17 protein-coding genes are annotated in these 17,900 nt (G+C 73.3%); 11 read left to right on the top strand and 6 right to left on the bottom strand.

Translation table 11 applies throughout. The features are described 5' to 3' along the window. Window positions 1-15: 15 nt before the first annotated feature. From ACYVOO_RS23860 to ACYVOO_RS23845, 4 genes are all read left to right on the top strand, one after another. Entirely contained in the window at window positions 16-672 is a 657-nt protein-coding gene (locus tag ACYVOO_RS23860) for a hypothetical protein (protein ID WP_461017729.1), read from the top strand. 57 nt (window positions 673-729) lie between these two features. Beyond that, entirely contained in the window at window positions 730-1,263 is a 534-nt protein-coding gene (locus ACYVOO_RS23855; protein WP_461018105.1) for a nitroreductase family protein, read from the top strand. A gap of 205 nt (window positions 1,264-1,468) precedes the next feature. Beyond that, window positions 1,469-1,963, top strand: a complete 495-nt coding sequence (locus ACYVOO_RS23850; protein WP_461017728.1) for a cupin domain-containing protein — start codon at window positions 1,469-1,471, stop codon at window positions 1,961-1,963. A gap of 79 nt (window positions 1,964-2,042) precedes the next feature. Further along, the gene (locus ACYVOO_RS23845; RefSeq protein ID WP_461017727.1) at window positions 2,043-2,402 is read left to right on the top strand and encodes a DoxX family protein; all 360 of its coding nucleotides are present in this window, start codon (window positions 2,043-2,045) and stop codon (window positions 2,400-2,402) included. 179 nt (window positions 2,403-2,581) lie between these two features. On the opposite strand, the gene ACYVOO_RS23840 is transcribed toward ACYVOO_RS23845, so the two are convergent. Together ACYVOO_RS23840 and ACYVOO_RS23835 are read right to left on the bottom strand one after the other, a co-directional pair. After that, window positions 2,582-3,568, bottom strand: a complete 987-nt coding sequence (locus ACYVOO_RS23840) for a hypothetical protein (RefSeq protein WP_461017726.1) — start codon at window positions 3,566-3,568, stop codon at window positions 2,582-2,584. A gap of 4 nt (window positions 3,569-3,572) precedes the next feature. Beyond that, window positions 3,573-4,028, bottom strand: a complete 456-nt coding sequence (locus ACYVOO_RS23835) for a hypothetical protein (RefSeq protein WP_461017725.1) — start codon at window positions 4,026-4,028, stop codon at window positions 3,573-3,575. Between the two features lie 163 nt (window positions 4,029-4,191). Between ACYVOO_RS23835 and ACYVOO_RS23830 the strand changes: the two genes are divergently transcribed. The 4 genes from ACYVOO_RS23830 to ACYVOO_RS23815 all read left to right on the top strand — a co-directional run bounded on the left by ACYVOO_RS23830 (window position 4,192) and on the right by ACYVOO_RS23815 (window position 10,323). After that, window positions 4,192-7,608, top strand: coding sequence for a CHAT domain-containing protein (locus ACYVOO_RS23830; RefSeq protein ID WP_461017724.1), 3,417 nt, complete (start codon window positions 4,192-4,194; stop codon window positions 7,606-7,608). A 50-nt stretch (window positions 7,609-7,658) separates the two neighbouring features. After that, the gene (locus tag ACYVOO_RS23825) at window positions 7,659-8,792 is read left to right on the top strand and encodes a hypothetical protein (protein ID WP_461017723.1); all 1,134 of its coding nucleotides are present in this window, start codon (window positions 7,659-7,661) and stop codon (window positions 8,790-8,792) included. Between the two features lie 70 nt (window positions 8,793-8,862). Next, window positions 8,863-9,357: a Pycsar system effector family protein gene (locus tag ACYVOO_RS23820; protein ID WP_461017722.1), complete on the top strand. Its 495-nt coding sequence runs from the start codon at window positions 8,863-8,865 to the stop codon at window positions 9,355-9,357. 117 nt (window positions 9,358-9,474) lie between these two features. After that, window positions 9,475-10,323 (top strand): DUF4232 domain-containing protein, encoded by an 849-nt coding sequence (locus ACYVOO_RS23815; protein WP_461017721.1) that lies wholly within the window; start codon window positions 9,475-9,477, stop codon window positions 10,321-10,323. Window positions 10,324-10,415: 92 nt separating this feature from the next. On the opposite strand, the gene ACYVOO_RS23810 is transcribed toward ACYVOO_RS23815, so the two are convergent. Beyond that, window positions 10,416-11,201, bottom strand: coding sequence for an alpha/beta fold hydrolase (locus ACYVOO_RS23810; protein WP_461017720.1), 786 nt, complete (start codon window positions 11,199-11,201; stop codon window positions 10,416-10,418). A gap of 86 nt (window positions 11,202-11,287) precedes the next feature. On the opposite strand from ACYVOO_RS23810, the gene ACYVOO_RS23805 reads away from it, so the two are divergent. Next, a complete protein-coding gene (locus ACYVOO_RS23805; RefSeq protein ID WP_461017719.1) occupies window positions 11,288-11,887 on the top strand; it encodes a DinB family protein in 600 nt (199 codons plus the stop codon). Window positions 11,888-11,985: 98 nt separating this feature from the next. On the opposite strand, the gene ACYVOO_RS23800 is transcribed toward ACYVOO_RS23805, so the two are convergent. Then, window positions 11,986-13,512 carry an oxidoreductase gene (locus ACYVOO_RS23800; protein WP_461017718.1) on the bottom strand — a complete coding sequence of 509 codons (1,527 nt, stop codon included), beginning with the start codon at window positions 13,510-13,512 and terminating at the stop codon, window positions 11,986-11,988. A 336-nt stretch (window positions 13,513-13,848) separates the two neighbouring features. Between ACYVOO_RS23800 and ACYVOO_RS23795 the strand changes: the two genes are divergently transcribed. Further along, window positions 13,849-14,511, top strand: a complete 663-nt coding sequence (locus ACYVOO_RS23795) for a YceI family protein (protein WP_453348079.1) — start codon at window positions 13,849-13,851, stop codon at window positions 14,509-14,511. Between the two features lie 341 nt (window positions 14,512-14,852). Here the strand turns inward: ACYVOO_RS23795 and ACYVOO_RS23790 are convergent, their stop codons facing one another. Further along, complete coding sequence (locus ACYVOO_RS23790) at window positions 14,853-15,629, bottom strand: AraC family transcriptional regulator (RefSeq protein WP_461017717.1); 777 nt, start codon at window positions 15,627-15,629, stop codon at window positions 14,853-14,855. A 71-nt stretch (window positions 15,630-15,700) separates the two neighbouring features. Between ACYVOO_RS23790 and ACYVOO_RS23785 the strand changes: the two genes are divergently transcribed. Continuing rightward, window positions 15,701-16,912, top strand: a complete 1,212-nt coding sequence (locus tag ACYVOO_RS23785) for an MFS transporter (RefSeq protein ID WP_461017716.1) — start codon at window positions 15,701-15,703, stop codon at window positions 16,910-16,912. A 37-nt stretch (window positions 16,913-16,949) separates the two neighbouring features. On the opposite strand, the gene ACYVOO_RS23780 is transcribed toward ACYVOO_RS23785, so the two are convergent. Continuing rightward, a complete protein-coding gene (locus ACYVOO_RS23780; protein WP_461017715.1) occupies window positions 16,950-17,840 on the bottom strand; it encodes an HTD2 family dehydratase in 891 nt (296 codons plus the stop codon). Window positions 17,841-17,900: the final 60 nt, after the last annotated feature.

Below are 17,900 nucleotides of genomic sequence, written 5' to 3'. Positions count from 1 at the left end.
GTGTACGCTGACTTCATGCAGCTTCTCGAATGTAGCCCGGAATTGCTGCCGAATGAACAGCTTTCCCGGCTGGGGAATGCCGTCGGACGGGCAACTGATCCCGCGAACATGAATGGCGTCAGCCCTTACCATCAGACTTTCTGGTACGAGTTGGGGAAAGAGCCCTGCAATCTCGTCGAAGAAGCTGTCCAGGAGTATTTCCTCCCCGAAATCGACGCCACCGTCCGCGAACGCGCGGTGGGCGTCGAGTGGTGGCTCGGACGGCTCACCGCGCCCTATGCGGAGAACTTCGAGTTCGGCGTGCACCGCGATTTCGGGGAGAACCCGCAGACAGGGGCCCTGGAATCCCCCATGCTGAGCAGCGTCTTCTTCCTCACGACGGCACCTGACGGGCTGCTCACGGTCTTCCCCGGGCAGCCCGACCTCCAGTCCAAGGAGAAGGCGCACGTATTCCCCTCGGCAAACACCTATGCCCGCTTCCCCGGGAACCTTTGGCACGCCGTGCTCAGCCGTAAAGAAGTCCTCGGCGAACCCGGGCCAGCCTCGGGCGCACCGCGCGTGACCATTCTCGTCAACTGGTGGCCCTACCGCCCGAGCAGCGAGGCCACGGCCCCGATGAGGCTCGTCGCCGCCGATTACGACGGCACCGTTTACGAAGAACTCCGCATCTGATCAGCCCGTGCGCGACCGTTTCCCCCTCGTCATACGAAGGAGGGCCTCGTGGAGGTCATGGAGGCAGTACGGACCCGGCGCAGCGCGCCGCGGCTGACCGGCCCGGCGCCGGACGACAGCGAACTCCTGGAACTGATCCAGGCGGCCTCGACCGCACCCGACCACGGTGCGCTCAAGCCCTGGCGACTCGTCACCGTCAGGGGCGAGGCCCGCGAACGCCTCGGCAAGGCGCTGGCCCAGGCAGCGCCACCGGAACGCGTGGAGCGCGCCCTCGCCGCGCCGCTGCGCGCACCGCTGCTCCTGTCCCTCGTGTTCTGTCCTGTTGCCGATCACCCCAAGGTGCCGGAGTGGGAGCAGCTGGCCGCTGCTGTCTCGGTGGTCGGCACCCTCCAGCTCCTCCTGCACAGCAGGGGGTGGGGCACGATGTGGCGCACCGGTCTGGCCGTCGAGTCCCCGTGGGTACGTGACTGCGTCGGCGTCGCCCCGCAGGAGAAACTGCTCGGCTGGCTCTACACGGGCACGGCCCCGGATCCGCGGCCGAGCCCCCCGCGCCGCCCCTTCGACGCGACGGCCCACGTCTCCCACTTGTGAGTTTGTTCCTCAACGCCTTGCCGGCCCGAGTGGTCGGCTGGCCCATATGCAGCCGGGTGGCGGCCCGGCCGAAGTGGAGTTCCTCGGCGACAGCCACGAAGTAGCGCAAGGCTCATAGCCCCACGCTGCGACGATACCCATGAGGTATCGGCTCTGCCGAATAGGTCTTGGACACCGGCGAGGTCCCGGCGGTGCACTCGTGAACATGACCGAAGAAGCGAAGACCAGCGAGCCGCAGGCCGACCCCGCCGTATCGGTGGTCGGTCCCCGCGACGGCGAGACGATCGTTCTGGGCACCACGCGCATGCGCGTTCTGGAGGACGGCAGCCACACCGGGCACCGCCTCGCGATCGCCGAGTCCGTCCTCGCCCCGCACACGCAGGGGCCGCCGCAGCACCGCCATGGCCAACACGACGAGGGCTTCTACGTTCTCTCCGGCAGCGTGCGGTTCACCGTCGGGGACGAGGACTACGACGCCACCGCGGGGACGCTCGTCATGGTTCCGCCCGGCACCCCGCACACCTTCGCCAACCTGACCGACCAACCCGCCGTCATGCTCAGCACATTCACACCTGACCTGTACCTTCAGTACTTCCGAGACCTTCAGGAAGTGCTCGCCGGGGGCCGGCCGATGACGCCGCAGGCCAACATCGACGCGATGAGCCGCTACGCGACACAGCCCGCCACCGACCTCGCCTGAAGCCGAAGGGGCGGACCGGCCTTCTCCAGGGGCTTCCCCGGCAATCGACGCAATCGACAGGCCCCCGTGAACGGGAACCATGAACATCGCCTATTGGATCGTCGCGGGACTGCTCGCGCTCTTCTACTTCTACGCAGGCACTCTGAAGGTCATCCGCAGCCGCGATCAACTCCGGCCGATGATGGCTTGGGTCGACCGCGTGCCGTTGCCTGCCCTCAGGGCGCTGGGGGCGGTCGAAATACTCGGCGCTGCCGGTCTGGTCCTGCCACCGCTGACCGGCACCGCTCCTTGGGTGGCGCCGGCCGCAGCCATCGGCTTCGTACTTTTGCAGACCGGTGCGATCGCCGTTCACCTGACCGGCGAGGACCGCCGGATCGCACTCAATGTCGGACTCACCGCCACCGCGGCTGTGACCGTCTGGCTGGCCACTGGGCTGTGACCGTGGATCAGTCCTCGACCGGGGAGATGGCCGCTGGTCCAGCCGCCCCCGCCCGGGAGAGGGCACAAAAATCAGCGCGGGATCCTACGGCACTCACCACACCGGACAACCGTCCCGCGCAACATCCCCGTGAAGAGGGCAACCCCCCCGTTTCCTTCCGCCCCCTCGCGAAGGGGCCGTCAGCGCGAGCCCCCAGGCGGCTCCCCCTCGGCGGGAAGGCGCAGTGAAGCCGCCGGTGCCTGGCCGCTGATGAGGTAGGCCGTCAGCGCCGTGCCCGCCTCCTTGGTGAGGGGCCCCGCGTGGCCGATGGCCAGGGCACGGGCCAGCTCGTGAGCGTGGAGCCGCACGGCCGCACCGGTCAGCAGCGCGTATTCGTCCGTCGCGGCGCGGAACCGGCGCCACCCCGTCCCCACCACCCCGGCCGCCACCAACAGCCCCGGCCACCACAGCGCACCTACGACCCCATAAAGCAGCCCCCACCCGGCCAGCGCCGCCGCCCGAACCATCGCCCCGCGCGCTGCCGTCACCTCGACCCGAGTGCTCTCGGGCACGTACAGCCACAAGTGCGGCCAGACCACGCCCAGTTCAAGGCCGAGGCTCTCGCGCAGCGCGGCCTCCACCGCGCGCATCCGGTCACCCGCCCAGGTCGGCCGCCCGGGACGCCCCGGCGAGACGCGGCGCAGCCGCTGACGCGCTACGGCCACATCGTCCTCGTCGGCCAGCGGCACCCCGGCAGCCGTCGCGACCCTGGCCTCGGCCGTGACCCGCGCGAGGTCCGCGCGCCGCCGCTCGTAGCGGGCGCGGCGCCGACGCGTCAGTGCCCGGACCGGGCGCCGCGCCACGGAGGGCCACCCTGACCAGTCGGGCGCCAGCCAGCACCGTTCCAGCACAGAACCCAGCGCCTGCGCGGCCACCCCGCACGTGGCCGAGGCGAGCAGAAACGCGACGAGGAAGAGGGCCGTCGCGGCGGCGGGCGCGGCCGGAGACGTCAGGTGGTCGGCGTGCCGCGCGAGCCGTCCGGGCAGCCCGCCCACCGCGTACCACCGCTCGTGCCCCAGCTCCCGTGCGACGCCCAGCGCCGCCAAGTACAGCGCACCCGGCAGCACGAGCAGCGACAGCCACCGTTCGGCGAGCTTCTTGCCGAGTTCCGTCAGCAGGCCGCCCACGGTGTCAGGTGCCCACGGAGGGCGCGGTCAGCGGCAGCGGTGTGCCGTCGACCGCGCAGACGGGCGGCGCGCAGGGGACCTCCGACGCCCAGTGATTGCGGGTGCAGCGCCGGTGGGGGCACACATGGAGCCGCTCGCCCGGCTCGTCGTCCATGGCGGAGGAGACGCCCGCGATCCTGCCGCCCGTGCTGCCCGTGCCACCCGTGCCACCCGTGCTGCCCGTGCCGCGCACGTGACCGTAGAGCCCCCGCGCGTCCCCGTCGCTCCGCAGCCGCTCGTGCAGCCGGTTGAGCGCCTCCTCGCCGTCACCACCGCCGCGCACGGCATCCAGTACCTCGTCCAGCGGGCCCCGCTCGGCGCCTCCGGCGCCGAGCGCTTCGCGGATCTCGTCCGCGTGCGCGCAGGCGTAGGCCAGCGCGTCGGCCGTGCGCCTGGCCTTCCTGGTGGCCCGGTCGGTCAACGTCGTTCCTCCGGTGCGTGTGCGTGGTCGACGGCCCTCGCGTGCGGCGGACGGCCGCGCCCGCGACGCGTGGTGGCGGGCGGGAGACGACGGCCGGGGCGCCGTCGCCGGATTTCGGGCAACCCTACTGCGGTGAACGTCGGCTGAGATATCGTCACGCAGCGTGAACGAGGAACTTCGGGGGCGTGAGAGGGACGAGCGGCTCGCCGCGGCAAGGGCCACACTGCGCCGCGTCAAGACCCTCGACGACTTCTCCCTCGCGGCAACACCGGACGCGTGCGCCGAGGCCGCTGGACTCGCGGCGCTCCTGCGGCAACGTCCCGAGGACACCGAGGTTGCCTACCGGCTCGGCTGGCTGGAACTGTTCCGGGCGCTGTCCCGGCCGTGGGACGACACGCGGACGCAGGACGAACTGCGGGCGGTCGCGCGGACGTTCGCACCCTGCCTCACCGCGGGCGTGACCGATCTGCCGCCACAGTTGCTCCCCCACATCGCCGACGCCGCGGAGCCGCACGTCATCGAGAGGCTGAGGCACGCGCTGAACTCTGTCGAGACCGGGCCGCTCGACACTGTCGTACGGGAGTACCGCCGTGTGCTCGACGCCACGGGAGCCGGTCACCCCGCCCTGCCACAGCGTCTCGCGAACCTCGGCACCGCGCTGCACGCCCGCTTCGAACGCCGCGCCGAGGGCGCCGGCCTGGACGAAGCGCTCTCCGCGCTGCGCGCCGCCGTCGAGGCGACCCCGGAGGACGACCCCGATCTGCCGCCGCGCCTGAACGGCCTGGCGGGCACGCTGCGGGCCCGCTTCGAGCGCGACGGCAACCTCGCGGACCTGGACGCCGCCATCGCGACGAACGAGCGGGCGCTCAAGGCCACCGAGACCACGGGGACCACCGGCGCGGCCTCGGTCCACCACCCGTACCGTGCCATGACGCACTCCAACCTCGGCCTCGCGTACCGCACCCGCTACGAACGGACGACCGACCAGGCCGACCTGGACGCGGCCATCGACGCGGGACGCGCGGCACTGAGCGCCACCGGCCCGCACGAACCCCAGCGGCCGGCACGCCTGGTCAACCTCGGCGGAGCGCTGATCCACCGTCACCTGCGCACCGGGAGCACATCGGACCTGGACGCGGGCGTCACCGCGCTGCGGGAGGCCGCCGCGACCGCCGCGCACGGCCATCCCGTCAGGGGGACGGCGCTCACCAGCCTCGGCCAGGCCCTGCTGCTGCGCGCGGCGCGTACGCGGCGGCCCGCCGACCTGGACGCGGCCGTACGCGCCCAGACAGAGGCCGCCGAGGCCACCCCTGCCGGGAGCACCGACCGGTGGCTGGTGCTGTGCAACCTGGGTACGGTGCTGCGCGGCCAGCGACTGCACGCACTCCTGCGCGGCGAACCGGCAGGGGACTGGGGGCCGGTCGTCGCGGTCTTCCGCGGGGCCCTGGCGCACACCCCTCCGGGCCACGCGCAGCGGGAGCGCTGCCTGGTCAACCTCGGCGGCGCGCTGCACGACCGCTTCCGGTCGGGCGGGTCGGGCGGGTCGGGCGGGGGCACAGCGGCCGACCTGGACGAGGCCGTCGCACTGTGCGCGGAGGCCGCCACGGCCACCCCTTCGGCACACGCGGACCGCGCGCTGCGGCTGACGGTGTGGGGCGACACGCTGCTCACGCGGCACCGGCTGACCGGGGACGCGACGGACAGGGAGGCCGCCGTCTCGGCCTACACGCGGGCCGCCGCGACGGACTCGGCGCCGCCCTCGACCCGCGTGCGCGCGGCCAGGACGGCCGCCGGTCTCCTGGCACCAGCACCAGCACCAGCACCGGCACAGGCACCGGCACAGGCACCGGCACCGGCGTCTGGCGTCGGCCGGGGGAGCGCCGGGAACCTGCGCCGTGCGGCCGGGCTGCTGGCGGACGCCGTACGGCTGCTGCCCTCAGTCGCGCCACGCCAACTGGCGCGTACCGACCAGCAGTACGCGCTCGGCGGCTTCGCCGGTCTCGCGGGCGACGCGGCGGCGCTGGCCCTCGCCGCCCCCGAGGTCACGGGAGAGGCACCCGCGGCGCGCGCCCTGCGGCTGCTGGAGGCGGGGCGCGCGGTGCTGCTCGCCCAGGCGCTGGAGACGCGCGACGACCTGACCGAACTCCGGGCCCGGCACCCCGAGTTGGCGGCGCGGTTCGTCGCCGCCCGCGACGCCCTGGACCGGCCCTCCGACGGTGACGCGCCCCTGCCCGACGTGGGCGTGGCCGTGGGCGTGGGCGATCCGCTCGCCCCCGACAGGGACGAGCAGGCCCGGACCTTCGCCGCACTCCTGACGGAGATCCGCTCCCGCGAGGGGTTCGCCTCCTTCGGCCTGCCGCCCTCACTCCGGGAACTGTGCGCCCAGGCGCAGTCGGGCCACCTCGTCCTCGTCAACGTCAGCCGCTACCGCTGCGACGCGCTGCTGGTCGGCGCCGACGGTGTCACCGCGCTCGCCCTGCCCGAGCTGACCCACGACGGGGTCGCCCGCACCGTCGGCACCTTCCAGCGGGCGGTGCGCGACGCGGCCTCGCACGAGGACGCACAGCGGCGGCGCGAGGCGCAGGGCGAGCTGCGGCGGACGCTGGCCTGGCTGTGGGACGCCGTCGCCGGACCCGTGCTGGAAGCACTCGGTCACCACGCGCCGGTTCCGCCCGGAGCCGCGTGGCCACGGGTGTGGTGGGTGCCCTGTGGGCCGCTCGGCGCGCTGCCGCTGCACGCGGCGGGCCACCACGGCGAACGGGAGGCACCCGACCCCGCACGGCGCGCCGTCATGGACCGGGTCGTCTCCTCCTACGTCCCCACGGTGCGTGCGCTGCGCCATGCCCGTCAGCGCACGTCGGACAACACGGCCAACCTGGCGGCAACGGGCCCGGCTACGGCGGGGGAGACGGGGGAGCGGGGACTCATCGTCGCGATGCCCACGACGCCCGGTCTGGACGGCGCTGAGCTGAGCCATGTGCACATGGAGTACGAGACGGTCGGGGACCATGTGCCGGAACACGTCCTGCTCCTGGAACCGGACCCGACGGACCTGCCGGACGCGCCGGACACGGAGGACCGCACTCTCGCCCCCACCCTCCCGACCAGGGAGAACGTCCTCGCCCACCTCCCCCGCACCCGGATCGCCCACTTCGCGTGCCATGGTGAGAGCGACCCCGTCGACCCCTCCCGCAGCCGCCTGCTGCTGCACGACCACGCCACGGCCCCGCTCACCGTCGCGGCGCTGGCCCCCGTCGCGCTCGACCGGGTGCGGCTCGCCTATCTCTCCGCCTGCCGGACGGCCGCAGCCGACGCCGCCGAGCTGACGGACGAGGCCATCCACCTCACCTCGGCCTTCCAGCTCGCCGGGTTCCCACACGTCATCGGCACCCTGTGGGAGACCGCCGACGACACCGCCGTCGGAGTCGCCGACGCCTTCTACACCGGCCTGCGGACCCCGCACGACGTGCTCGACACCAGCCGCGCGGCACACGCACTGCACACCGCGGTCAGGGCCGAGCGCGACAGATACCCCGTCACACCGTCGCTGTGGGCGGCACACCTCCACGTCGGCGCGTGACGACATCCCCGGCTCCACCCCCGTCGCAGGACAGAACAGGACCGCACCGGATGAACCGCACTCCTCTCGCTCCACACGCACTCACCCGCACCCCGCACAACCAGATCTTCGCCGTACTCTCCCTCACCGTCTTCGTCGCCGTCGGACTCACCCTCGGTGGTGGCGCGGTGGGTGTCGCCATCGTGCTGTGGCTGGCCGGGTTGCTGGGCTACGGACACCGGCACGGGAAGCGCCAGTTGGACGCCGTCGAGCGGGACCGCGCCCGGGCCGCCGCGACGCACGCCGGGCTCCTGGCCGAGCGCGAGCGTTTCGCACAGCGCGAGGGTATGGAGTACGAGGCGGCCTCGGCACGGCTCGCGGAGGGGTTCGGCAGGATCGAGCAGGAGATCCCCGACGACCTCGAAGCGAGCGAGCGGCACTCGGGGAGCGGCCAGGGTGTCTCCTTCAAGGAGACCGCCAGGGAGGCGGCACGGCTGCCGCTGGCCGGTGAGATCGCACGGCACGCGGCCGGGCTCGTCGCGCAGGGCGTGGTGCGTACGCGTGTGGAGGGCTTCCCCGTCACCGTCTTCGACCTGGAAGTCCTCGACCACTTCGACCTGGAGGAGCTGCGCGGGAAGCGCAAGCCAGCGCAGGCCGTCGAGCTGTCCAAGGACTATCTGACGGTGTGGAGCGTCGGCCTGCCCCTCGCGCTGCCCTACGTCTCCTCCGCCTACGCCTGGCACGACGCCCACGGAGAGCCCTGCCTCCTCGGGGAACTGGACGGCCCCGAACTACGCGCCGAGGACGCCGACTTCGCCGCGTTCCTGATGTCGGTGCCCGCCGTACGGAGCGCCGCGCTCGCGGCCGGGGCACGACCGTGGTGTGTCGACGGGGCCCGGCTGCTGACCAGCGTGCGGACGAACTCGGGGACGGCTCCGGAGGCGGTACGGGCCGTCGCCGCCGAACTGGCCTCCGTGGCCGCCGCGTTCCCCTGGCGGGAACTGGAGCGGTTCCGCGTCGAGGGGGCCGAGGACGACGAGCGCTCACGGGCGGCACGTGTGCTGTGGACGCACCGCTGGGACGGGGCGCCTGGCGCACCCGCCGTCGGCCGGTGGGAGGACACCAGGATCACCCGCGGCGGCCTGCGGGCCTTCCTGCCCGCGACCCACGGCTCGTCGTGGGCCGCACCGGTGCCGAACGCGTGAGACCGGCGGGCCGCGCCGAGTGCCCGCCCCCGAGCACCGCATCCCTACGACGAGGCGGGAGAACACACCCATGCCCACCACCCCTCCATCCGACCCTCCGTCCGGTCCGCCATCCGACGCGCGGAGCGACACGGCGCAGGCCCGTATGGCCGCCGTTGTCGCGACGCTCCAGGCGGACCTGACCCGCTCGGACACCAAGGCGAGCCTGCTGCTGGCGCTGTCCGGCGGGGCGCTGGTGGGGCTGGCCTCGACCGCGCGGGAACTGGACCCGGACGCACCTGCCGCCGTGGCCCTGTCCCTGGGCGCCGCCGCGCTGCTGGCCGCGACGGTCCTTCTGCTGGTGTCGGTGCGTCCTGATCTGCGGGGGCGCGGCTGGACGAGCTGGCCAGGACTCGCGCCCGACCAGCTTCGCGCCTGGCTGGAGACGGGCTACGAGCCCGGCCATCTCGGGTTCATGGCGGAACTCGCGACGCGCAAGTTCCGCCTCATACGGGTGGCCGTCGACTGCCTGCTCGCGGGGCTCGGCCTCCTGGCACTCGGCGCCGTCCTCCACATCGCGTCCTGAGCGTCCCTCTCGTGGGGTGCGTCTCCGGGCCGCCGTGAACTTTTCCGGTGGTACGGCCATCGAAATCTGTGTCCGGCCCGACAGCGGGGGACGACGACAGCGAGATGTGAGGCGGTCATGGCGCGCCAGGCGGACACGAAGACGGAACGGGGCGAGTGCGGGGCCACCGGTGCCGGTACCGAGGCCGGTGCGGGGGCCGGTCTGGGCGCGGGGCGGGGGCGTGCGTTCCGGCAGGTGAGGGTCGCGGCGTCGGTCGCCGCCGCCGTGGTGGCGGGTGCCCTGCTGGCGGGCTGCGCCGGGGGAGCGGACGGGGGAGCGCAGCCGCGCTCGGCGGGGAGCGACGCGGTGCCCGCGGGCTCCGCGTCGAAGAGCGAGCAGCAGGGCGACACCGGTACCGGAACCACGGGCGGCGGCAGCGAGGGCGGTACGGGCGGCTCCTCCGGCACCGTGACCTCCGAGAGCGGCACGGGCGGCAGCACGAGCGGCGGTACGGGCGGGAGCACGAGCGGCGGCAGGACCACCACACAGGGCGGCTCCGGCGACGGCTCCGGTTCCTGCGCCACGTCCGACCTGAAGGCGTCCATCGGCCCCAACCACCCGGGCGCGGGCCAGGAGAACTTCGCCCTCGTCTTCACCAACGACTCCGGCGAGTCCTGCACCGTCCGCGGCTTCCCAGGACTCGCCTTCCTCAACGCCGACGGTGAACAGGTCTCCTTCGACCCGCAGCGCGAGGGAAGCGCGGGGAAGGCCGTCACCCTCGCCCCCGGCAAGAGCGCATGGGCACCGCTGTCGTTCAGCAACCCGGAGATGACCGGCGTGCCGACCGTCACCCCGGACAGTGTGCTGCTCACCCCGCCCGACCAGCGGACCTCGCTCAAGATCGACTGGTCCGGCGGCCCGGTCACCGCGACAGGCAAGGCGTCCGTGCCGAAGATCGGCGCACTCTCCGCCGGTACCAGCGCCTGAGCCGGGGCGGGAGCGTCCGGGGCCGGGGTGGCGCGGGACCCCTCCGGTGCGTCGGACCCGTACCGCGCACCCGCCGCACACCCGCCGCCCCGTCAGGACAGCCGGGTCAGGAAGTCCACGACGGCGGGGGCGAATTCCGGATGGCCCACCACGGAGAGATGGTCCCCCGGCAGGCCCAGCAGCTTCGCGTCCGGGATCGCCGCGCTGAGTGTTCCGGGCCGGACGGCCAGCGGGTCGTCGTCCCCGGCGATCAGGAGCGTCGGCGCGGTGATGGCGCCGACGTCGATGTGACCGCTGTGGACGGCGGCGGCCTGAGCGGCGAGCGACGGCAGATCCGCGCCCGTGGCCTCGGCGAACTGGCGGAAGGCGGCGCCGGGACCCGTGAGCGTGGACGGGTCCGTGGTGCTGAGCGCGGCGGCCAGCCCTTCGCCGCCGGTGGCCCGGGTATCGACCCCGCCCAGCTCGACGACGGCCGCGCCGACCCCGCCCACGACGAGCCTGCGGACACGGGGGTCGTGGCTCGCGGTGAGGAGGGAGATGATCGCGCCCATCGAGTAGCCCACCAGGTCGACCTGGTCCAGGCCGAGGTGGTCGAAGAGTGCCAGGTGGTCGCGCGACATGTTCCGCTCGCCGAAGAAGGACGGGTCGCTGCCCTTCTGCGACCTCCCGTGACCGCGGGCGTCCACGCCGATCACGTCCCGGCCCGCCGCGTTCAGCGCCGCCACGACGCCGGTGTGCACCCAGTTCGACTCCGTGCTGGCGGCGAAGCCGTGTTGCAGCACCACGGGCGGAAGTGCGGCGTCGGCGGGCCTGTCGGAGCGCCACGTGTGATAGCTGATCGCGGCCCCGTCGAAAGACGTCAACGACTCGGTGTCCATGGCAGGTGAGGGTATCCCCGCCGACGGAACACCGGCAGCGCGTAATCCGGTACCGCCTCCCCGCCTATGGTGGTTGGCTGTCCCGCATGACTGGACCAGACCCGAAGGCGCAGCTCCACCGCTATCTGCGGACCGGCCGCGAAGCCCTGCTGTGGAAGCTCGACAGCCTGTCGGAGTACGACATCCGACGCCCCCTCACCCCGACCGGCACCAACCTGCTGGGACTCGTGAAGCACCTGGCGGGCTGTGAACTGGGCTATTTCGGCGACACCTTCGGCCGCCCGGTTCCCGGACTGCTGCCCTGGCTGAGGGAGGAAGCCGAGCACAACGTGGACATGTGGGCCACCGCTGACGAGTCACGGGAGGAGATCGTCGGCCTCTACGAGCGGGTGAACGCGCACGCGGACGCGACGATCGAGGCCCTGACGCTGGACGCGACGGGACACGTGGCGCACTGGCCCGCCGACAGGAGCGAGGTGACGCTGCACGGCATCCTGGTGCACATGATCGCCGAGACCCACCGGCACGCGGGGCACGCCGACATCGTCAGGGAACTCATCGACGGTGCCACCGGGATGCGCAAGGGCAACGACAACATGCCCCCGGGCGACGAGGCATGGTGGGAGGAGTACCGGAACAGGCTGGAGGACGTGGCGCGGCAGGCGGACCAGAGCCGGAGGGCCTGAGCGGCACCGAGGGGCGCCCCGAGCGGCGATACGGGGGCGCCGCGCCGACAGCGCTCCCGCCCCACTCGTTCCGTCGCCCCGTCGTCCCCAGCGTCCCGTCAGCTCCGGTTGAGCACCCGGGTCACGCCCGCGACGACGGCGGTCGTCAGCAGCCACCCCGCGGCGACGAGCGCGTACGCGAGCCACTGCACCGGCCCCGCCTCCCAGTACCAGGAGTTCCGCTGGCCCAGTCCGCCGAAGGGGATCAGCAGGTCCAGGGTGTAGACGAGAGGGCTGAATGGCGCCCCCTCGCCGGGCTTGACGGGCCTGGGGCCGGCGGCGCCGAAAGCCGCCGTGCCCAGCAGGGTGAGCGCCGTCAGCCAGAGCCCGGCCAGCCATGGCCGGTACCCGTGGCCGACCGTCGCGTCGAGGAGCAGGCCCCAGGCGCGCCCGGCGGGCCGCAGGGTGCCGCGTCGGCAGCGCTGCCGCGCCAGCAGCACGCGGCGCGCCTCGTCGTCGTGGCCGACGGACCGGCAGACGGCGGCCAGTTGCTGGTAGGGCTGCGGCCGGTATCCGTCGGGGTCGCGCCGCAGGGTCGCGAGACGGTGCGCCACGGGCGCCATCGGCTCCCAGGCGCGGTAGACGAGCCCGTCCAGGCGCAGCGGAGACACGTCGGGCACCTCGGGCGCACCGTGCGCGGTGCGCAGCACGTCGAGCCGCGCGTGACGCAGATCGACGGTGCCTTCCGTGTGCGCGGTCTCCAGGTGCGCCTCGGACGCCTGCACGCGCGAGCAGGCTATGGCGTCACCGGCCGGGTTCTGCACGGTGCCGCCCTCGAAGCTGACGGTTCCTTCGATGGCGGCGCCGGTCAGCACGACCGCGCCGTCGGCGTGAAAGCCCTGGCCGCAGTCGACGCGGGCGGACTGGAGGCCCTCGGCGAACAGCGCTTCGCCGCCCGGGTGGTGCAGTCGGGCGCCGTCCAGGAGCAGACCTCCGTGCGCGCGTGCCCCCGGCAGGCGGACCTCGCCTTCGGCGCGGAATCCGTCCCGGCCGACGATGCCGCTGCCGACCTCCAGCCGCGAGCCGTCGAGCGCGAGCCCGACGGTTCCGGTTCCGGTTCCGGTACCGGTTCTGGTCCCGGCCCCGGCCCCGGAGAGCCGCGCGCCCTGCAACAGCAGGCTGCCCGTGATGTGCGCGCCCGTCAGCGTCACCGTGCCCGCGACCCGGGCGCGCATCAGGTCCAGATCTCCCTCGACGGTGACGCTGTTGGCCCCCAGTCCCGGCAGCCACGAGCCGCCGAACCCGGTGACGTGCAACCGCGCCCCGTAGAGCTGCGGCGCCTGCTCGAACCAGCACTTCTCCAGCCGCAGCACGCAGCACGCCTCGGCGAAGACGAGGCGCAGCTTTCCCGACACCCGGGCCCCTACGAGGTGGACGACCGGTGTCTCACCCGGCACCGTGTCGGCACCGCCGAGCACCAGCGAGCGGATGACGGACGCACGCACCGTCCGCTCGGGCCCCCAGCCGGAACCCTCCTCCGCCGTGGGCCCCTCCGCCGTCCCTGCCGGACGCAGATCGACCTTGTCGCCCCGCGCGAACGCGGCCCACAACCGCCGCTCCGGCTCACTGAGCCCGTCCGCCCGCATGCAGCCCACGCCCCTCCCGCCTGCGGACTCCCGCGGACCGCTGAACTCTAACCGCCGTGTGTTCCCGGCACAGCCCCGCAGGGCATTTGTCCGGCAGCTCCGCCCGGCGGCGGGGAGGCCGGTGGCCAACGTGTGCAGGTTCGGGGAGGATCTGACGGCAAATTCGCGCCCCGTGGTGCCGAACGCCGCGCGATGCATCATGGTGGCTCAGTCGGCGGGCGGTTCCGCGGCCGGACGTGCGTCTGTGAGACGGCGTCAACTGGCCCGTGGGGACACGAGTTCCGGCACCGGATCAGGACTTGCGACGAAACTTACCTTGAAGTAACAACGTGCCCCATGAACTTGTTCAGCCGCAGCTCTTCCCTCCGCCGCTCGGCGGTCGCCACCGCACCGGAGGCCCCGGAGCACGCCGGACCGGCCGGGTCCGCCGTCCTCACGGATGATCCTGGTCTGGAGGCGCTCACCGGCGAGTGGATCATCGATCAGGCTCACAGCAGGATCGGGTTCTCCGTCCGGCACGCCATGGTGACCACGGTCCGCGGCGCGTTCACCGAGTTCGAGAGCCGCCTCTACTTCGACGGCCGCGACCCGGCCCGCTCCCGAGCCGAGATCTCGCTGTCCACCGCCAGCGTCCAGACGGGCGTGGAACAGCGCGACGCGCACCTCATCGGCCGCGACTTCCTGGACGCCGCCACATATCCGCACATGAGCTTCACCAGCACCGCGGTGCGGCTCGTGGGCGTCGACGTCTACCGCATGACCGGTGACCTCACCATCCGGAACGTCACCCGCCCCGTCGACCTGGAACTCACCTACATCGGCTACGTCACCGACCCATTCGGCTACCAGCGTGCCGGGTTCGACGGCACCACCACCATCAACCGTTCCGACTGGGGCCTGACGTACAACGCCAAGCTGGCGCAGGGCGGTGCCATGGTCTCGGAGAAAGTCCGCCTCCAGTTCGACATCGCCGCCATCCGCACCGCTCCTGCGGGGTGACCGCTTCCGCGGCGTGAAGGAACGTTTCTGGAAACGCCGCGAGGACGGACCGGGGGTGGCTCGGAGAGGGGCCGCCCCCGTCGACGGCCGTGTGGTCCGCGTGGTCAGCGCGGGGCGTCCGATGGGGTACTGTGGATCTTGAAAGCGCCGCCGGAAACGGAACACCTGGTGGTGTGTCAGGCGTCGGTGGTCCAAGGAAAGACGCCCCGCTTCCTGCGGGGAGATGCAGGTGCGAGGCCTGCCCGGCGCTCCGCGCGGCCCCACCCCTCATGAGGGGTGGGGCTTTTTGCTGTCGGCGGGGAGGGACGCCGCTCGCCAGTACCGCCCGTCCGCCCGCCCCGTCACTCGTCGGAGAAGTAGGCCGAGGGTGTGGTGCCGAGCGTGCGGTGGAACATCGCCGTGAGCGCGCTGGGGGTGCCGTAGCCGACGGCGGTGGCGATGGTGGTGACCGGCGTGCCTCTGGCGAGGAGGTTGACGGCGTGCAGCAGCCGGGCCTGCTGCACCCACCGCGCCGGGCTCATCCCCGTCGCGGCGAGGAACCTGCGCTGGAGGCTGCGCTGGCTCAGATGGGCGTGGGCGGCGGCGCGCGCGGTCGTCCACGGCTCCGCCGGGTGGCGGCGGACCGCCGCGCACAGGTCCTCCAGCCGGGGGTCATCCGGAGCGGGCAGATGCAGCGCCGGGACGGGGCGCGGCGTCAGGTCCAGGAGAAGGAGTTCCATGACCTTCCCCTCCCGGCCTTCGAGGTCGTACTCCACCGGCAGCCGCGTCGCCTCGTCGATCAGCTCGCGCAGCAGCGGGGGCACCGAGACGACGGTCGGCCGCGCGGGAAGCTGCCGGGCCGCCGCGGGATCGACGTACAGGGTGCGCATGGCCACCGCTCCCGCGCAGGTCATCGCATGCGGGAGACCGGCGGGGAGCCAGACACCGCGCGTCGCGGGAGCCACCCATGTGCCGAGTCCCGTGACGACGGTGATGGCTCCGGTCGTGCCGTAGATGAGCTGGGCACGTGGGTGCTGGTGGGTGGGGATGTGGTGCCCGTCGGACAGGTCCCTGGCCATCGCCGCGACCGGCCGGGGCACATGCTGATAGTCCTCGCGCTGCTCGCTCTTCCCGTACATGGCGCATTCTCGACAGACGATGGCGTGACAGCGAAAGTATGCCACCCGGGGGACACCTAGCGTCGGATCATGTGAACGCACCACATGTCCTCCCCGACCACCGCTCAGCGCGTCGCCTGACGGGCGTACTGGCCGCCACCAGCGCCGTCACCGCGGCCAACGTCTATCTCAGCCAGCCCCTGCTGGGCGCCATGGCCGCCTCGCTGGGCGCGGGTCCCGCGCTCGCGGGGGCCGTGGCGACCTCGGCCCAGCTCGGCTACGCGGCGGGCATCCTGCTGCTGGTCCCGCTCGGCGACAGCGGCGACCGGCGCCGCCTGATCCTCCGCCTCACGGCGGCCTCCGCCGTCGCGCTGGCCGCCTGCGCGCTGTCGCCCACCCTGTGGTGGCTGCTCGCGGCGAGCTTCGCGCTGGGCCTGTTCTCCCCCCTGCCCCAGCTCGTCACCCCGCTCGCGGTCGCGCTGGCCGACGCGCGTGAGGGCAGCGGCCGGGTGGTGGGCACCGTGCAGGCGGGGCTCCTCGTCGGTGTCCTCGCCTCCCGCGCCTACTCCGGCGCCTTCGCCGAGCTGACGGGATGGCGCGGTGTGTACGTCTGCTCGTGCGCGCTCACCCTCCTGCTGGCACTCGTGCTGCGACGGCATCTGCCACACCTCCCCGCCGTCGGCACCACCACCTACCGCGCCCTGCTCGCCTCACTCCCGCGCCTGGCCGCGCACCCGCTGGTGTGGCGGGTCGTGTCCTCCGGGCTGCTGGTCGGGGTCGCCTTCGGCGCCTTCTGGACGGCACTGAGCTTCCTGCTGGAGCGCCACTACCACTACGGCCCGGCCGGAATCGGACTCTTCGGACTGGTCGCGGCGGCCAGCGCCCTCGCCTCGCCCTGGGCGGGGCGGACGGCGGACAGGCTGGGGCGACGTGGTGCCCTGGCCGCGCTGATCGGCGTGATCCTGGCGGGGTGGCTGCTCCTGCTGCCGGGCGGCACCGGCCTGTGGTGGCTGATCGCGGGGGTCGTGGTGGTGGACGTGGGGGTGTGGGGCAGCCAGGCCGTGAACCAGACGCTGCTGTTCACCCTCGACCCCGCACTCCACAACCGCCTGAACACCCTCTACTTCACCCTCCGCTTCGCCGGTATCGCCACCGGCTCGCTGATCGGCCCGATGGTGTGGAGCGGCAGCGGGTGGGCCGCGGTGGTCGGCACGGGGGTGGCCTGCACCCTGGGCGGACTGCTCCTCGGCGTCCTGCCCGCCCGCGCGGGTGCCGGGCGGGGGTTCGCGGCGGCCCGGCGATGACCTCGCCCGCCGCTCAGGCCCTCGCCCAGGTCCTCGCTCAGGCGAACGTCACCCGCGCGGTCGCGTGCCGTGCCTCCCGGTGGGTGGCGACGTGGAGCGCCGCGCCGTCGCCGTCGGGGGTGCCGCGGGCCAGCAGCCGCTCGCCCGCGAACACCGGCCGCCGCAGCCGGTAGGAGAGTGAGCGGACCTGACGTCGCGGCGCGTCGCGGCGCACCAGCTCCAGCATGGCCAGGGCCAGTAGCGGGCCGTGCACGACGAGGCCCGGGTAGCCCTCCTCGTCCTTGGCGTACGGGGCGTCGTAGTGGATGCGGTGTGCGTTGGCGGTGAGCGCGCTCAGCCGGAACAGCAGGGTGGGGTCGGGTCGCAGAGGAAGTTGCCAGGGTGCGGCGGCCTCGGGGGAGGCGGTGTGGCCGGGGCCGGGGGCGGGGGTGTCGTCCGCGCCGTGTGCGGGCCGGGGGCCGCGCCCCGACCGGTAGACGATGTCCTGCTCCTCGACGAGGCACGTCCGCCCGCGCTGACGGAACTCGCGGCGCTCGGTGACGAACAGCATCTCTCCCGTGCTGCCGCGCTTGGCGGCCGTCGCGCCCAGGCTGCTGACGCGCTGGGTGGGTTCGCCCACCCTGAGCGGCTCACCGATCTCGCAGCGGCCCCCGGCCCACATGCGCTGCCGGTGGGGGACGGGCGGGAGGAAGTGGCCGTGCAGCGGATGGCCGTCGGGGCCGAGTTCGCTCTGCGCGGGCCAGCGCAGGAAGTAGAGCCACTGCCACAGGGGCGGCAGCGGCTCGCCCGCAACGGCGGCGGGTCCGGGCAGGTCCAGCAGCGCCGACAGGGCCGCGACGGGGCCCGGCGGCAGGGCGTCCTCGTCGGTGACGGGACCGGGGGCCCAGGACTCCACGTACGAGGCGAGCGGGGGAGGGGTGGCGGCCATGGTGTCCTTCCTGTCGGGTGCGGGGCGCGGAGTGCGGCATGTGGGCGTCGGTGTCGGACG

The organism is Streptomyces daliensis (assembly GCF_054782395.1).
The sequence above is the reverse complement of the archived record's forward strand: the minus strand, read 5'-3'. Positions and strand labels throughout refer to the sequence as shown.

Coding starts and splice junctions, on each gene's coding strand:
- ACYVOO_RS23845 (WP_461017727.1), top strand. CDS start 2,043: ATGAACATCGCCTATTGGATCGTCGCGGGACTGCTCGCGCTCTTCTAC.
- ACYVOO_RS23795 (WP_453348079.1), top strand. CDS start 13,849: ATGAACTTGTTCAGCCGCAGCTCTTCCCTCCGCCGCTCGGCGGTCGCC.
- ACYVOO_RS23825 (WP_461017723.1), top strand. CDS start 7,659: ATGAACCGCACTCCTCTCGCTCCACACGCACTCACCCGCACCCCGCAC.
- ACYVOO_RS23860 (WP_461017729.1), top strand. CDS start 16: ATGCAGCTTCTCGAATGTAGCCCGGAATTGCTGCCGAATGAACAGCTT.
- ACYVOO_RS23805 (WP_461017719.1), top strand. CDS start 11,288: ATGACTGGACCAGACCCGAAGGCGCAGCTCCACCGCTATCTGCGGACC.
- ACYVOO_RS23790 (WP_461017717.1), bottom strand. CDS start 15,629: ATGTACGGGAAGAGCGAGCAGCGCGAGGACTATCAGCATGTGCCCCGG.
- ACYVOO_RS23800 (WP_461017718.1), bottom strand. CDS start 13,512: ATGCGGGCGGACGGGCTCAGTGAGCCGGAGCGGCGGTTGTGGGCCGCG.
- ACYVOO_RS23820 (WP_461017722.1), top strand. CDS start 8,863: ATGCCCACCACCCCTCCATCCGACCCTCCGTCCGGTCCGCCATCCGAC.
- ACYVOO_RS23850 (WP_461017728.1), top strand. CDS start 1,469: ATGACCGAAGAAGCGAAGACCAGCGAGCCGCAGGCCGACCCCGCCGTA.
- ACYVOO_RS23815 (WP_461017721.1), top strand. CDS start 9,475: ATGGCGCGCCAGGCGGACACGAAGACGGAACGGGGCGAGTGCGGGGCC.
- ACYVOO_RS23810 (WP_461017720.1), bottom strand. CDS start 11,201: ATGGACACCGAGTCGTTGACGTCTTTCGACGGGGCCGCGATCAGCTAT.
- ACYVOO_RS23855 (WP_461018105.1), top strand. CDS start 730: ATGGAGGCAGTACGGACCCGGCGCAGCGCGCCGCGGCTGACCGGCCCG.
- ACYVOO_RS23780 (WP_461017715.1), bottom strand. CDS start 17,840: ATGGCCGCCACCCCTCCCCCGCTCGCCTCGTACGTGGAGTCCTGGGCC.